The following is a 14,964-nucleotide window of genomic DNA, read 5'->3' as shown; positions in this document are numbered from 1 at the left end:
CGGGCCAAAAGCCCGCCGTTTTTGACTCGTTGGCGGGCGCGGCTTGGCGGCGCTCTTTTCTTGGGTTTTCTTGGGCTGGCCAAACGGACTCGGCGGCTTTGCCGCCGGCCGCGCCCAAGAACGCAACGCTCCGGCTTTTGGTCGCACTGCCCCAACTTCGGCCAAACAGGACCGCGGCCGGCGGCACAGCCGCCGAGTCCGCCTCGTGTCGCCAGAAAGGCCAAGAAAGAGCGCGGCGGAGCCGCGCCGTCAGACGAAAGAAAAACGGCGGCCCTGAGGGACCGCCGTTTTCCATTCGCTGGCCGAGCTTGCGCGAGACTGCGTTCAACGCTGCGCGTTGGTCGCCAGCCGCGCTGCGCTTAGAACCGCACCCGCGCACCCACTCGGATCTGCCACAGCGACGGCTGGAGCGAAACCACCTGGGGCGGCGCCACCACGGTCGTGCCGCTGCGGGCCGCGTACCGATACTGGGCGCAGGCCTGGCCGGGCGCCGTGTTGGCGGCGCCGGTGCTGCCAGCGACCGACACGCACTGGACGTTAACGATAGCGCCATAGCCGGGGAACGACACTTGGCGCAGCTGGCCCCAATCCTTGTCGATCAGGTTCAGCAGGTTTTCAAAGTCGGCAAAGACCTCGGCCTTGCCGCCAAAGACAAACGGCAGTTCCTGACGGATCGACAAGTCGAGCTTGTTGAAGCGCGGAGCGCGGCCGATGTTCTTGGGCGCGATCTGGCCCTGGAACTCGTTCAGGTCGCCGTTCTGGATGAACTGCTGGAAGGCGTTGAAGTCAAAACCAGCGGCATATTGGACGCGCGGATCGGCGGTGGCCGACGACACATTCGGCACATACATCAAGAAGCGGGTGTTGTTGCCGGTCACGCCAAAGACGTTTGAACGGTTCGAACCCGACAGGCTGGTGTCTCCCATCGTGTAGCTGAAGTTCTGGCCCGACAGGCTGTTGAAGAACAGTTCAATGCGCGTGTTGTTGTCGCCGAACAGATTCTTGTCATAGCTGGCGGTCAGGCGGATCGCATTGTCACGCTGATAGCTGGAGGTGCCAAAGGCGGCGTTGTTGGGATCGATGCCAGCAGCCGAGTTGTTATAGTTGGACAGCGCCACCGACGATGTGCCGTTGTTGAGGTCCTTGGCGCGCTGGAAGGTGTAGGCGCCGCTGAAGCGGAAGCCGTTTTCCCAACGCTTGTCGACGCGGGCGACGACGTTCCAGCTGTAGCCAAGCGTGGTGTTGGTCAGCAGCATGTCGTTGTTGATGCCGGCAGCGGCGTTGAATGGCAAATAGCGCGGGCGGCCATCCGGGGTCAGCTGCTGACCGATCGCGGTGTTCGCGACGCTGCGCAGATCGGTCCAGGTCAGGGCGTTCTTGACGCGGCTGTAAATCACATCGGCGCCGAAGTTCCAGCCATCGCCCAGGAAACCGAGGTCGGCTTCATAGTCGGCGGTCATCGTGAAGCGCCACTGCGAGGGGATCTTGAAGTTCGGGTCTAGCTCGTTGGTCGGCGATGCAGCTGCACCCTGGGTGCGGATGACATCGATCAGAGCTTGCGGCACACCGGTGGTGCGATTGACATTGTTCAAGGTTGCGGCGCCAAGCGCCTGGACCGTGGCATTGTCGATGCCCGTCACGCCAGTCAGGCTGAACGTGCCATTGTCGTTGCGGCGCAGCTGGGCACGACCGAGCGTCGGGCCGGGGTTGGAATAGTTGTTCGAAATCCACACGTTGGGGCTGCCACCGCCGAACAGGCCGGCCGAGGCACGAAGCTGCAGACGGTCGCTTGGCTGCCAATCGACGGCCAGACGCGGCTGGAACAGGCCGCGGCCGTTCAGCGTCGCGGTGTTGGCAAAACCGGTGCGAGCAACGAAATCGGCGTTGTAGAAAGGCCGGTCAGGGGTGTCGAACAGGTCATAGCGCACGCCGCCGGTGATCGACAGAGTGTCGTTGACATCCCATGTGTCCATGATGCCGGCAGTCCAGGTATTGTTCTGGAAATCGGCGGTCACGGTGTCGATGCCGCCGCGCAGCGGCACGGCGAAATCAAGGTTGTTGGCGTTGCCCGCGTTATAGTCGGCAAGGCTGTCGAACAGCCAGTCACCCGAAACGCGCTGGGCGAACAGGTTCTGCACGTCCTGGCGGCGGCGCTCCGCGATGAACTTGACCGTGTGGTTGTTCATCTTGAGCGAGGCCTGGAATTCGAAGTTCAGGCTCTGGCTGAACAGCTCGTTGGCCTGGCGCGAGATGTCCGGACCGAACTGGATGCGGCGCTGGGTCGGCGAGCAGACGTTCGACGCCGAGCCGTTGGCAGCGCCGCCCGGTGCCGGTGGCAACGGGTTGGTCGGATCAAGGCAGACCGAGAACTGGCCGAAGGTGCGGCCATTGAACGGCTCCTGGATGCGGACATAGTCGTTGTAGCTGACACGCAGCTGCGTCGAGAAATTGTCCGACCATTGGTCGTTCAACTGGAACACGCCGAAATGGTTGACCGTGCCCTGGCTGTAGCTGTTGGACTGCAGCGACAAGGTCGGGTTCAGGGCGGTGAGCTGGCTGTCGGGGGTCTGGCCAGCAAGCAGGTTGCCCTTGTTGTAGATGTAGGTGAAAGCGGCGCGGTGGCCGTCGGCGATGTTCCAGTCGATCTTTGCAACGACCTTGTCGTCCTGCTCCGGCACATTCTGCGGCACGCCCAGCGGGTCATAGGAATAGCGGCTCTTCGCCGTGGCGGTGACACCATCAAGCTGGGCCTGGCTGATGTTCAGGTTGGCGGCGGTGACGTTGGCCGGGGTCTTGTCGCGCAAACGTTCCCAGGTGACGGCAAAGAACAGCGTGTCCTTGATGATCGGGCCGGTGATCTGCGCGCCGAACGCCTGCGATTGGAAATCGCGGTCGAGGCGCAGGTTGCCGGTCTGCTTGCCGCGCAGGGAATCACCGGAATAGGTGTAAAAGCCGGTGCCGTGGAATTCGTTGGTGCCGGACTTGAGCTGGGTGTTGATGGCGCCGCCCTGGAAGAAGCCCTGCTGAATATCGACCGGAGCGACTTCGACGCTGAATTCGCCGATGGCATCGAGCGGCACCGGGCCGCGTGCCGAAGCGAGGCCGCCGGCTTCAAGGCCGAACGGGTCGCCGAATGCAATACCGTCCACGGTGATGCGGTTGAAGCGGTTGTTCTGGCCGGCAATCGAGATGGCGCCGCCATTGGTCGGGTCGAGCGACACCAGCGGGTCACGCGCAGCAAGGTTGCGAATGTCACGGTTGACCGTGGAAATGCCGCGAATGTCGCGTTCCGTCAACACCGTGGCCGGGCCGCTGGCCAGCGAGATCGCCGACTTCTGGCGCGCCGCAGTGACGACCATCGTCTGGCCGGCGGCAGCGAGCATCACTTCGACGCGCTGCGGCACGCCAGCCGTCAGGCTGTCGATGGTGACTGCGGCCTGGTCAAAGCCGGCCGCTTCGACCGTTATCGAATAGGGGCCACCAAGACGCAGGCCGGAGGCGTTGAATTCGCCGCCTGCGCCCGAAGTCTGGGTGACGCGCGTGCCCGACGGGGTGTGGACCACGACGACAGTGGCGCCGGCAACTGCCGCACCTTGTTCGTTGACGACCGAACCACGAATGGCGGAGCTGGTTTCCTGGGCCTGGACGATGGCCGGCACGACCAGAGCGGCAAGTGCACAGCCGAGACGAAGATGGCGCATGGATATTTCCCCTATGGATTTCCGGCAGTCGGACGAGCGCGAGACAAGATATTGGCCCGGGAACGGAATCGAACCCGGTATGAGACGGCCCTTGCAGGGTTTTTGTGACAGTTCGTTTACAGCATCATGCCCGCAATGTGACACCCCAAGATGGCGGGTCGCTGTTGCAGTGCAGCAACAGTTTTTCGGGGGTTTGGCTGTCGGGGCAAGGTGGCCGGAAAAATGGTGGGCGGTGACGGGCTCGAACCGCCGACCATCCCCGTGTAAAGGGGATGCTCTACCAACTGAGCTAACCGCCCGGCGATTGCGGCACTAGCGCGGCGGACCGGCGCGTGCAAGTTTGACGCCATGGGGATCATGAATATCACGCAAGCGGCGGTGTTTGCCGTGCTGACGATCGCGATGGCGCTGGCAACCTGGTGGACGGTGCGCAGAATGGGCAGCGGCACTTCGGAAGGCGGCGGCCGCAGCACCAATTCCAACCGCGAATTCTTTCTGGCCGGCGGCAGCCTGAAATGGCCGTTCATTGCCGGGTCGATCACGCTGACCAACCTGTCCACCGATCAGCTCGTCGGCATGAACGGCAACCAGATGCTGCTGCTGGCGTGGTGGGAATTAAGCGCGGTGGCAGGCCTGGCGATTCTGGCGCTGGTGTTCCTGCCGATTTACTACCGCGAAGGCTGCACGACGACGACCGAGCTGCTGCAACGCAAATATGGATCGAAACACCTGCGCGCGCTGGTGTCGGCGTTGTTCCTGGCCGGCAATGTCATCATCTATCTGCCGATCACACTTTATACCGGCGCGTTGTTCCTGCGCACCGTGTCGGGGGCCGACCTGCCGCTGCTGCCGCTAGCGGCCGTGCTGGGCGTGGCAGGGTCGCTATATGCCATATTGGGCGGGCTGCGCGCCGTGGCGGTCTATGACACCATCGCTGGCGTGGGCGTGCTCGGTAGTGCGCTGGCTATCGTCTGGCTGACAATGGACGCGGTGGGCTGGAGCTTTGCCGGCATTCCCATGGAACGATTGAGCATGATCGGCGGCCCTGCCAGCCCGATTCCCTGGCCGACGCTGCTGACGGGCATGATCTTCATCCAGACATTCTATTGGTCGACAAACCAGAACATCACCCAGCGCGCCATGGCCGCGCCCAATCTGCGCGAGGGGCAAAAGGGCGTGTTTGCCGCCGGCATCATCCGGTTGTGCATCGTGCCGGCGATTGTCGTGATTCCCGGCGTTGCGGCGTACAAATTGTTCGGCGTGGCCGGCGATGCCACTTATGGCCGCGTCGTGGCCGCTGTCATGCCGGCCTGGGCATCGGGCGCCTTTGCCGCGTTCATGGCGGCCGCTGTGCTGACGCATTACACATCCATCCTCAACAGCTCGACGACGCTGTATGTCTGCGACCTGCACGAAAGCTATGTGGACGCGGCACCGGATGTGCGGCGGCTCAATTTGTGGGTGTCGCTGTCGTTTGTCGCGGCGTCGATCGCGCTGGTGCCGGTCTATGCCGGCGCCACATCGATCATCAACCTGGTGCAACAGTTGAACGGCCTGTTGTCGATGCCGATCCTGTCGGCGTTCATCACCGGATTGATCTTTCGCGGGGTAAAGGCGGAGGCCGTGATGGCGGCGCTCGGCTTTGGCGTGGCGCTGTATGCGGTTTTCACCTTTGTCTGGACGCCGATACACTATATCCATCTCATGCTTGTGACGTTGCTTGCCTGCATGGCCGTCGCACTGGCGCTCAACCACCTTATGGGCGGGCGAGCGAGGCTGGTGTTGCGGCGAACGATTCCGGCGGGCACTATGGCCTGAGCCGGCCGAGAATTTGGGCTAGAAATAGGAGACGCTGGACGATGTTTGCCCGCCTGTTCGTGGACCACCCCCGCGCCGTAAACGAAACCTACCCTGAACATATGGCGGCGGCGTTCACCGTCGGCGGACGGCTGGCGGCAGCGGCGCTGAAATGCTTTATCCACGGCCTTGTTCCTGGCCTGTGCAAGACATCGGGCAGCGATGCCATCCTCAAGCTGCACGGCGAGATCTCGCCGCGCCGCTTTGACCAGCCGACGCTTTAAGTCATGAACGACAGCCTTGGCTTCCATGCCGGCCGGCTTGCGGCGATGGACCGGTTCCTGGATGAAAAATACGTCCGCGCCGGCCGGCTGCCCGGCACGCTGACGATGGTCGCCCGGCACGGCGACATTGCCCATGTCGGCATCAATGGCCATGCCGATGTTGCCGGCGCTCGCCCGTTGGCGCTGGACACGATTTTTCGCATCTATTCGATGACCAAGCCGATCACGTCGGTGGCGCTGATGATGCTGGTGGAGGAAGGCAAGGTCGCGCTGGAGGACCCGGTTCACCGCTATATCCCGGCGTGGAAGAATATGGGCGTGTACGTGGCGGGCACGCACCGCACGGGGTTTCAGACCCGCCCGGTGTCGCGGCCCATGCAGGTAGTCGACTTGCTGCGCCACACCGCCGGGCTGACATATGGGTTCCAGCTGCGCACTAACGTCGATGAAGCCTATCGCCGCGAAAAGATCGGGGAAATCGAAAAGGCCGGCACGCTGGAAAGCATGATCGAGGCGCTTGGCAAGCTGCCGCTGGAATTTTCGCCCGGCGAGGCGTGGAACTATTCGGTGGCGACCGATGTCTGCGGCTGGCTGGTGCAGGTCATTAGCGGGCAGAAGTTCGAGGACTTCCTGGCAGAACGGCTGTTCGCGCCGCTGGGCATGGTGGACACCGGATTCCATGTGCGCAATGGCGAGGGCCACCGGTTCGCCAGTTGCTACCAACCGACGAAAACAGGTGGCATCGAGGTGCAGGACGACGCAGCGACCAGCAGCTATCTGAAACCGGCATCGTTCATTTCGGGCGGCGGCGGGCTGGTTTCGACGGCGGGCGATTATCTCAAATTCGCGCAGATGCTGCTCAATGGCGGGACCGCCGACGGCCACCGATACATCAGCCGCAAGACGCTGGACCTGATGACGGCGAACCACCTGCCCGGCCGCAGCAGCATCGCCGCCATGTCGAAATCGCTGTTCAGCGAGGCGGCCTATGACGGCATCGGCTTTGGACTGGGTTTTGCCACGACCATGGACGCAGCCCAGACGCTGATGCCGGGGTCGAACCGTGATTTCTTCTGGGGCGGCGCGGCCAGCACGTTCTTCTGGGTGGACCCGGAGGAGGATCTGGTCGGCATTTTCATGACCCAGTTGATCCCGTCGAGCACTTATCCGGTGCGGCGCGAAGTGCGAACGATGGTGTACAGCGCGCTGGATGATTGAACTGGCCAGATCGGCGGAAGAAAACTCGGCTTGAACGAGTATGGGGGACGTCAATGACCAGTGCCAGCAGCGTCTCTTCCCCAGTGCGCCGTTCGCGCGTGCCGACCATCACGCGCATCGCCTATGGCCTCGGCTCGGTTGCCAACGGCGTTCGCAACCACGGCCTCGGCTATCTGCTGCTGCTGTTCTACAGCCAGGTCATCGGTCTGGATGCGCGGCTGGTTGGCCTTGCCATCACAATCGGCCTGGTTGTCGATGCGTTCACCGATACCGGTATCGGCTATTGGTCCGATAATCTGCGAAGCCGCTGGGGGCGGCGACACCCGCTGATGTATCTGGCGGCCCTGCCGACCGGGCTGGTCTTTTTCCTGATATGGAACCCGCCAGCAGGTTGGTCGCAGATGGCGCTTTTCTGGTATGTGCTGGCGCTGACCATATTCGTTCGCTTTGTATCGTCGTTGTACGAAGTGCCCAATGCCGCACTTGCTGCCGAATTGACCGATGATTATGTCGAACGCAGTTCCCTGATATCGCTGCAACAATATTTTGCATGGAGCGGGGGTACCTTGATGGCCGTGCTCGTTTTCGGCTTTATTTTCCCGGCCTTTGCCACGGCCCAGATCCCCAACGGCCAGTTCAACCGCGAGGCCTATGCATTTTACGGGATCATCGGCTCGGCGGTGATTTTTGCGGCGATGATGGCCGCGACGCTGGGCACACACTCCCAGATCAAATATCTGAGGCCCGCGCCGCCAAAGCGTCCGATGACGCCTAGACGCATGTTCACCGAAGTGTTCGAGACCCTGAACAACCGGGCATTTTTGGCGCTGTTCATGGTCGCTGCGTTCGGACTGCTCGCGACCGGCGTTTCGACAACGCTGACCTATTTCATCAACAGTTTCTTCTGGGGCTTCACATCTGAGCAGACGGCCATGCTGGCAGCGTCGGTGCTCGTTTCGGCGGCGATTGGTGGCCTGGTGGCCCCGTTGGCCAGCCGCATTATCGGCAAACGCCGGGGCGCCTTCAGTATCGGCATGTTGGCGTTTGTGGGGGCGCCGTTGCCGATCATGCTTCGGTTGACGGGAGTCCTGCCGGCGGAAAGCGACGGCTTTGTCTTTTGGTTCGTGCTGAGCGTCCAAACCTTCGATCTTGGTTTGATCATTGCGTTCCAGATTCTCGCAGCCTCGATGCTTGCCGATCTTGTCGAACCCGCCGAACTGAAAACCGGACGGCGGTCGGAGGGGCTGTTTGCGGCATCGACGAGCTTTCTGGGCAAGCTGGTGCAAGGGTTCGGCGTCACCATTGCCTCGTTCGTGCTCACGTTCGCCGGCATCAAGACCGGGACCGACCCCAGCCAGGTGCCGGCAGACGCCATCTGGCGGCTGGGGGCCTATTATGTGCCGACGGTGCTTGCGCTTTGGATGGCGATGATGGCGGCGCTGACCTTCTACAAGCGGGAACGCAGCGACCATGAAGCATCACTGACAGCGCTGGCAGCGCAGCGAGCGGTGCCGGCTGCTGCGGAATAAAGGTTTTGCGCACCTGCAACTATTCGTTGCTGGGCCGCCCATGGAAACGCGCTAGACAGGCCGGCATCAACATGTCCGAGGAATAGCCATGACCGAATATGTGCCGCCCAAAGTCTGGAGCTGGAACAAGGAAAGCGGCGGGCGTTTTGCCGCCATCAACCGGCCCATCGCCGGGCCGACACACGACAAGGACCTGCCGGTCGGCAAGCATCCGATGCAGCTGTATTCGCTTGGCACGCCCAATGGCGTCAAGGTGACGGTGATGCTGGAGGAGCTGCTGGCGCTGGGCCATGCAGGGGCCGAATATGACGCATGGCTGATCAACATCGGCGAAGGCCATCAGTTTTCGTCGGGCTTTGTCGGCATCAACCCCAATTCCAAAATTCCGGCGCTGGCCGACCATTCGACCGACCCGGTGACGCGCGTGTTCGAAAGCGGATCGATGCTGGTTTATCTGGCCGAAAAATTCGGTGCATTCCTGCCGGCGTCAGGCCCGGACCGCACGCAGGCGCTGAACTGGCTTTTCTGGCAAATGGGGTCGGCGCCGATGCTGGGCGGCGGTTTCGGGCATTTTTACGCTTATGCGCCGGAAAAATGGGAATATCCGATCGACCGTTATGCCATGGAGGTGAAGCGGCAGCTGGACGTGCTCGACCGGCATCTGGCGGACAATGAATATATGGCCGGGGATTATGGCATTGCCGACATGGCGATCTGGCCCTGGTATGGCGCGCTGTCGCTGGGGCTGCTCTATGAGGCCGGCGAGTTTCTGGATGTCGCGAGCTACACCAACGTCATCCGCTGGACCAAGCAGATCGCCGAGCGCCCGGCGGTGAAGCGTGGCCGCATGGTCAACCGCGTGTTCGGCGCGCCGGAAAGCCAGTTGCGCGAGCGGCATGATGCAAGCGATTTCGATACCAATACCCAGGACAAGGTGGACGCACGGGCGGCAAAGGCGTGAGCGACCAACCCGCTGCCCTCCACGAGACACTGGGTCATGTGCGCGTCGTGCGCTTCGACCCTGGTCATGCTGCCATCGAATATCGCTGCGGGCTTCACATGTGCCATTCCGGCGGAGTTGCGCAGGGCGGCTTTGTTGCCGGCTGGATCGATGCCGCCATGGCCCATGCCGTCATCGCCAAGTTCGGTGAAACCCGCGTGCCGATGACGCTCGAACTGAAAGTCAGCTATTTCGCGCCGGCCAAACCGGGGCTGGTGCTGGCCGAAGCCTGGATCGAAGCCGGCGGCAGCCGCACGATCTTCACCGAAGGCCGGCTGACGGACAGCGCCGGCAAGGTGCTGGCCAAGGCGACATCGACGATCACCATGATCGATGCGGCCAAGGTAGCGGGGATGGTTGCGGGCTGAGATCTTGCCGCCCGGCCGTCAGCCGTCGAATCCCATGCCAAGGCTGGCGTTCACGACGCCCCCATCGACCGCGATGGTTTCTCCGACCACATAATCGCCAGCGCGGCTGGCCAGATAGATGGCGGCCCCTGCCATGTCCTCGTCGACGCCGATGCGCCGCGCCGGAATGCGCGCGGCCAGCGCGTCGCCATGGTCACGGGCATCGCGGTTCATTTCGCTGGCAAATGCGCCTGGCGCAATCGAGGTGACATGGATCGCATCCTGCACGAGCCGTGCAGACATGCGCTTGGTCAGATAGATCAACGCCGATTTCGACGCGTGATAGCTATAGGTTTCGCCCGGGTTCAGGCGGATGCCGTCGATCGAGGTGATGTTGATGACCTTGGCGGGTCGTTCTCGGCGACCCGACGCCTAGAGCAGGCCATGGATTGCCTGGGTCAGGAAAAACGGCGATTTGAAATTTAGGTCCATGACCTTGTCCCAGCCGCTTTCCGGAAAATCATCAAACGCGGCGCCCCATGCTGCCCCGGCATTGTTCACCAGAATATCGAGCTTTGTTTCATGCGCGGCAAATTGCGCGGCAAGCGCCTGGCAGCCGGCAACGGTCGAGACATCCTGCGGCAGCGCGATGCACTGCGGGCCAAGCTCTGTCGCCGCAGCGGCACAGGCCGCCGCCTTGCGCGACGAGATATAGACCTTGGCACCCTGCGCGATGAAGCCTGCCGCGATCATCTTGCCGATACCGCGGCTACCCCCGGTGACCAGGGCAATTCGGCCGTCGAGACGGAACAGGTTACTGGTATCCATGGGCAAATATCCATCAGTTGCAGAGCGAGGCGCCGGTCAATCCAGATTGGGCCGGCACCAGGTTTCGGCTTGTTCGATGCTGATGCCGCGCCGCACGGCATAGTCTGCCAGCTGGTCGCGGCCGATGCGGGCGACACCGAAATAGCTGGCCTGCGGGTGCGCGAAATAAAAGCCTGAAACGCTGGCGGTGGGCAGCATCGCAAAGCTTTCGGTCAGGGTGATGCCGGTGTGCGCAGTGGTGCGCATCAGGTCGAACAATTGCGCCTTGAGGCTGTGTTCCGGGCAGGCCGGATAGCCGGGTGCCGGGCGGATGCCGGTGTATTTTTCGCGGATCAGGTCGGCGTTGGACAGTTTGGGGCCGGTCTCATGCCCCCAGATCTCGCGGCGGACGCGCTCGTGCAGATATTCGGCAAAGGCTTCGGCCAGACGGTCCGCCAGCGCTTTCAGCAGGATGTCGTTGTAATCGTCATGCGCCGCCTTGAAGCGGGCCAGATGCGCATCGATGCCCTCGCCGGCGGTGACGGCAAAGCCGCCCAGCCAGTCGGCATCGGTGCTGATGAAATCGGCGAGGCAGCTGTTGGGCCGGCCTTCGCGCTTGGCGACCTGCTGGCGCAGGAACGGGAAGCGGGCGATTGCCTCGGCGCGGTTATCTCCTTCGAATACCAGTACATCATCGTCTTCACGCCGGGCCGGCCATATGGCGATGACACCGCGCGGCCTCAGCCAGTTTTCAGCCGAAATCTGCGCCAACATCTTTTGCGCATCGGCAAACAGCGCGGATGCGCTTTCGCCCACCACGTCATCGGTCAGGATGGCAGGGTAAAAGCCAGCCAGTTCCCACGCCTGGAAGAACGGCGTCCAGTCGATATAGGGCACCAGATCGGCGACCGTCACGTCATCGATGGCGCGCACGCCGGTGAAATTGGGGCGCACGGGCGGTTGGGCGGCAAAATCCGGCACAAAGGCGTTGGCGCGGGCGGCATCAAGGCTGACCAGCGCCGACTGGGTGTTGCCGGCGCGCTTGATGCGGATATCTTCGTACTCGCGCGCGGTGGCGGCAACGAGATCGTCCTTGAGCGTATCGGACACGAGCGTGCCGGCGACACCTACGGCGCGGCTGGCGTCGAGGACATGGATGACCGGGCCAGCGTAAGCCGGCGCAATGCGCAGCGCCGTGTGGACGCGGCTGGTGGTGGCGCCGCCGATGAGCAGCGGCATGGTCATGCCCGAACGCTGCATTTCGGCGGCGACGGTGACCATTTCATCAAGGCTGGGCGTGATCAGGCCGGATAAGCCGATCATGTCGGCGCCTTCGTCGTTGGCAGCCTTGAGGATGGTCTGGAACGGCACCATGACGCCAAGGTCCACGACCTCGAAATTGTTGCATTGCAGGACGACGCCGACGATGTTCTTGCCGATATCATGCACATCGCCCTTGACCGTCGCCATGACGATCTTGCCCTTGGAGCTTGATCCGGCGGACTTTTCGGCCTCGATATAGGGCAACAGGTGCGCGACGGCTTTCTTCATGACTCGGGCGGATTTGACGACCTGGGGCAGGAACATCTTGCCGGTGCCGAACAGGTCGCCGACGACATTCATGCCGTCCATCAACGGCCCTTCGATGACATCGATGGGGCGCCCGCCGCTGTGGAACGCCAGCAGCCGCGCTTCCTCGGTCTCCTCGACGACGAACGCGTCCAGGCCCTTGACCAGCGCATGCTCGAGCCGTTTCTTGACCGGCAACAACCGCCATTCGTCGGTGGCCTTTTCGATCGCCTTGCCGTCGCCCTTGAACTTGTCGGCGATGGCCAACAGCCTGTCGGTGGCGTCGTCACGGCGATTGAGGACAACATCCTCGCAGGCATCGCGCAATTCGGGGTCGATGGTGTCATAGACATCAAGCTGCCCGGCATTGACGATGCCCATGTCCATGCCAGCGGCGATGGCACGGTACAGGAACACCGAATGCATGGCGCGGCGCACGGGTTCGTTGCCGCGAAAGCTGAACGACAAGTTGGATACGCCGCCAGAAATATGAGCATGTGGGCAGCGGCGGCGGATTTCGAAGCAAGCCTCGATGAAGTCGACGCCGTAATTGTTATGCTCCTCGATGCCGGTGGCGACTGCGAAGATGTTGGGATCAAAGATGATATCGGCCGGCTCGAAGCCGATGCCGACCAGCAGCCGATAGGCGCGCTCGCAGATTTCGACCTTGCGCTGCGCCGTGTCGGCCTGGCCCTTTTCGTCGAATGCCATGACGACGGCGGCGGCGCCGTAACGCATCACTTTTCGCGCCTGTTCCAGAAACGGCGCTTCGCCTTCCTTGAGGCTGATCGAATTGACGATGCCCTTGCCGACAAGGCATTTCAGCCCGGCTTCGATGATCGACCATTTGGAACTGTCGACCATGATCGGGACCCGGGCAATATCGGGTTCGGCAGCGATGAGTTTCAGGAAAGTGACCATGGCCGCTTCGCTGTCAAGCAGGCCTTCGTCCATGTTGATGTCGATGATCTGGGCGCCATTGTCCACTTGCTGGCGCGCTACCTCGACGGCGGCGGCGAAATCGCCGTTCAGGATGAGTTTCTTGAACGCGGCCGAGCCGGTGACGTTGGTGCGCTCGCCGATGTTGATGAAGCTGGCGCCGGCAGGCGCCGCCGCTTCGGGCTGGATATCGCTGACCATGTTCATGCCGCGAAACTCACCGCTTCGATCCCTGCCAGACGCAGGGCGGGCGCCGCTTTGGGCAACTTGCGCGGGCTGAGGCCGGCCACTGCCGCCGCCATCGCGGCGATATGCGCCGGCGTGGTGCCGCAGCAGCCACCGACGATATTGATAAGGCCGTTTTCAGCCCAGTCGCGGATCAGCCCGGCGGTCGTGGCGGGCTCCTCGTCATAGGCACCCAGATCGTTGGGCAGGCCGGCGTTGGGATAGACCTGGATCAGCGTCGATGCCGCCTTGGCCAATGCCGCGACATGCGGGCGCAATTCGGTGGCGCCGAATGAACAGTTGAGGCCGACCGACAATGGCCTGACATGCGCGATCGAATGCCAGAACGCCTCGACGGTCTGGCCGGACAGGTTGCGGCCCGACAGATCGGTCAGCGTCATCGACAGCATGACCGGCAATTCGCGGCCCAGCGCTTCGCCGGCTTCGGCGGCGGCAAAGGCGGCGGCCTTGGCATTGAGCGTGTCGAACACGGTTTCGATGAGGATGATGTCGGCGCCGCCTTCGACAAGCGCGTCGATCTGTTCGCGATAAACGGCCTTCACGCCGTCGAAATCCACTTCGCGGTAGCCGGGGTCGGACACGCGCGGGGACAGCGACAGCGTCTTGTTGGTCGGCCCCAGCGCGCCGGCGACAAAACGCGGCCGGCCATCGCGCGCCATGGCGGCATCGACGCAGGCACGGGTGATCCGGGCGGCGGCACGGTTGATATCGCCCACCAGATGCTCGGCGCCGTAATCGGCCTGGCTGATGCGATTGGCGTTGAAGGTGTTGGTGGCCAGCACATCGGCGCCGGCATCGACATAGGCGTTGCAGATGGCGGCAATGTCGCCGGCGCGCGTCAGGTTCAGGATGTCGTTGTTGCCCTTCTGGTCCATCGGCAGGTCGAGCGCGCCCTTGTAGTCATCAGCATCCAGGCCAAGCGCCTGCACGGCGGTGCCATAGGGGCCGTCCTTGATCAGGATGCGCTTTGCCGCCTCGATGCGAAGAGTTTCGGCAGTGGTCATGCTGCGTCCTTGAGGCGGGTCTGGGCCGGGCGCACGCCCAGCAGATGGCAGATGGCATAGGCCAGCTCGGCCCGGTTCAATGTGTAGAAGTGGAAATGGCGCACGCCGCCGGCATACAGGCGGCGGCACATTTCGGCGGCGACCGTGGCGGCGACCAACTGGCGCGCGGCAGGCTTGTCATCCAGCCCTTCGAACAGCCGCGCCATCCAGCCGGGCACCGATGTGCCGCACGGGCCGGCCATGCGTTGCAGATTGGCGAAGTTGGACACCGGCAAGATGCCCGGCACCAGTTCCGGTGACAAGCCCGCACCAGCCACGCTGTCGCGGAAGCGGAAGAACGCATCGGGCTCGAAGAAGAACTGGCTTATGGCGCGGGTCGCGCCGGCATCGAGCTTGGCCTTGAGCGCGTCCAGGTCGGCGGCTGCATCACCGGCTTCGGGATGCACTTCGGGATAGCAGCTGACGGACACTTCGAAGTCATGGCGCAGTTTCAGGCCGGCCACCAGTTCGGCTGCGCTGGCAT

Annotated in this window: 10 protein-coding genes, 1 tRNA gene and 1 pseudogene; 6 read left to right on the top strand and 6 right to left on the bottom strand. The window is 62.9% G+C overall.

Features of this window, described 5'->3' with window-relative positions:
* Positions 1-359 precede the first annotated feature (359 nt).
* Positions 360-3,701, bottom strand: coding sequence for a carboxypeptidase regulatory-like domain-containing protein (locus tag RMQ73_RS10635; protein ID WP_310498202.1), 3,342 nt, complete (start codon positions 3,699-3,701; stop codon positions 360-362).
* 223 nt (positions 3,702-3,924) lie between these two features.
* A tRNA-Val gene (locus tag RMQ73_RS10630) sits at positions 3,925-4,000 on the bottom strand.
* A gap of 58 nt (positions 4,001-4,058) precedes the next feature.
* On the opposite strand from RMQ73_RS10630, the gene RMQ73_RS10625 reads away from it, so the two are divergent.
* From RMQ73_RS10625 to RMQ73_RS10600, 6 genes are all read left to right on the top strand, one after another.
* Positions 4,059-5,519, top strand: a complete 1,461-nt coding sequence (locus RMQ73_RS10625) for a sodium:solute symporter family transporter (protein WP_310498201.1) — start codon at positions 4,059-4,061, stop codon at positions 5,517-5,519.
* A gap of 41 nt (positions 5,520-5,560) precedes the next feature.
* Positions 5,561-5,782, top strand: a complete 222-nt coding sequence (locus tag RMQ73_RS10620) for a DUF6356 family protein (protein WP_310498200.1) — start codon at positions 5,561-5,563, stop codon at positions 5,780-5,782.
* A gap of 3 nt (positions 5,783-5,785) precedes the next feature.
* On the top strand, positions 5,786-7,000 hold the full coding sequence (locus RMQ73_RS10615) for a serine hydrolase domain-containing protein (RefSeq protein ID WP_310498198.1): 1,215 nt from the start codon (positions 5,786-5,788) through the stop codon (positions 6,998-7,000).
* 53 nt (positions 7,001-7,053) lie between these two features.
* Positions 7,054-8,529 (top strand): MFS transporter, encoded by a 1,476-nt coding sequence (locus RMQ73_RS10610; protein ID WP_310498197.1) that lies wholly within the window; start codon positions 7,054-7,056, stop codon positions 8,527-8,529.
* Positions 8,530-8,617: 88 nt separating this feature from the next.
* Entirely contained in the window at positions 8,618-9,490 is an 873-nt protein-coding gene (yghU, locus tag RMQ73_RS10605; RefSeq protein ID WP_310498196.1) for a glutathione-dependent disulfide-bond oxidoreductase, read from the top strand.
* The gene (locus RMQ73_RS10600; protein ID WP_310498195.1) at positions 9,487-9,897 is read left to right on the top strand and encodes a PaaI family thioesterase; all 411 of its coding nucleotides are present in this window, start codon (positions 9,487-9,489) and stop codon (positions 9,895-9,897) included. The genes yghU and RMQ73_RS10600 overlap by 4 nt, the downstream gene beginning before the upstream one ends.
* A gap of 18 nt (positions 9,898-9,915) precedes the next feature.
* Here the strand turns inward: RMQ73_RS10600 and RMQ73_RS10595 are convergent.
* From RMQ73_RS10595 to RMQ73_RS10580, 4 genes and pseudogenes are all read right to left on the bottom strand, one after another.
* A pseudogene (locus RMQ73_RS10595) lies at positions 9,916-10,704 on the bottom strand (SDR family oxidoreductase).
* A gap of 36 nt (positions 10,705-10,740) precedes the next feature.
* Positions 10,741-13,398, bottom strand: coding sequence for a methionine synthase (gene metH / locus RMQ73_RS10590; protein ID WP_310498194.1), 2,658 nt, complete (start codon positions 13,396-13,398; stop codon positions 10,741-10,743).
* Positions 13,395-14,441 carry a homocysteine S-methyltransferase family protein gene (locus RMQ73_RS10585; RefSeq protein ID WP_310498193.1) on the bottom strand — a complete coding sequence of 349 codons (1,047 nt, stop codon included), beginning with the start codon at positions 14,439-14,441 and terminating at the stop codon, positions 13,395-13,397. The genes metH and RMQ73_RS10585 overlap by 4 nt, the downstream gene beginning before the upstream one ends.
* The coding region (locus tag RMQ73_RS10580) for a methylenetetrahydrofolate reductase (protein WP_310498192.1) at positions 14,438-14,964 on the bottom strand (527 nt) is incomplete at its 5' end. The genes RMQ73_RS10580 and RMQ73_RS10585, both read right to left, overlap by 4 nt.

It is taken from the genome of Sandarakinorhabdus sp. (genome assembly GCF_031430775.1).
Classification (GTDB): domain Bacteria; phylum Pseudomonadota; class Alphaproteobacteria; order Sphingomonadales; family Sphingomonadaceae; genus Sandarakinorhabdus.
This window is presented reverse-complemented; position numbering and strand designations above follow the sequence as displayed.

Coding starts and splice junctions, on each gene's coding strand:
- RMQ73_RS10635 (WP_310498202.1), bottom strand. CDS start 3,701: ATGCGCCATCTTCGTCTCGGCTGTGCACTTGCCGCTCTGGTCGTGCCG.
- RMQ73_RS10625 (WP_310498201.1), top strand. CDS start 4,059: ATGAATATCACGCAAGCGGCGGTGTTTGCCGTGCTGACGATCGCGATG.
- RMQ73_RS10620 (WP_310498200.1), top strand. CDS start 5,561: ATGTTTGCCCGCCTGTTCGTGGACCACCCCCGCGCCGTAAACGAAACC.
- RMQ73_RS10615 (WP_310498198.1), top strand. CDS start 5,786: ATGAACGACAGCCTTGGCTTCCATGCCGGCCGGCTTGCGGCGATGGAC.
- RMQ73_RS10610 (WP_310498197.1), top strand. CDS start 7,054: ATGACCAGTGCCAGCAGCGTCTCTTCCCCAGTGCGCCGTTCGCGCGTG.
- yghU (WP_310498196.1), top strand. CDS start 8,618: ATGACCGAATATGTGCCGCCCAAAGTCTGGAGCTGGAACAAGGAAAGC.
- metH (WP_310498194.1), bottom strand. CDS start 13,398: ATGAACATGGTCAGCGATATCCAGCCCGAAGCGGCGGCGCCTGCCGGC.
- RMQ73_RS10585 (WP_310498193.1), bottom strand. CDS start 14,441: ATGACCACTGCCGAAACTCTTCGCATCGAGGCGGCAAAGCGCATCCTG.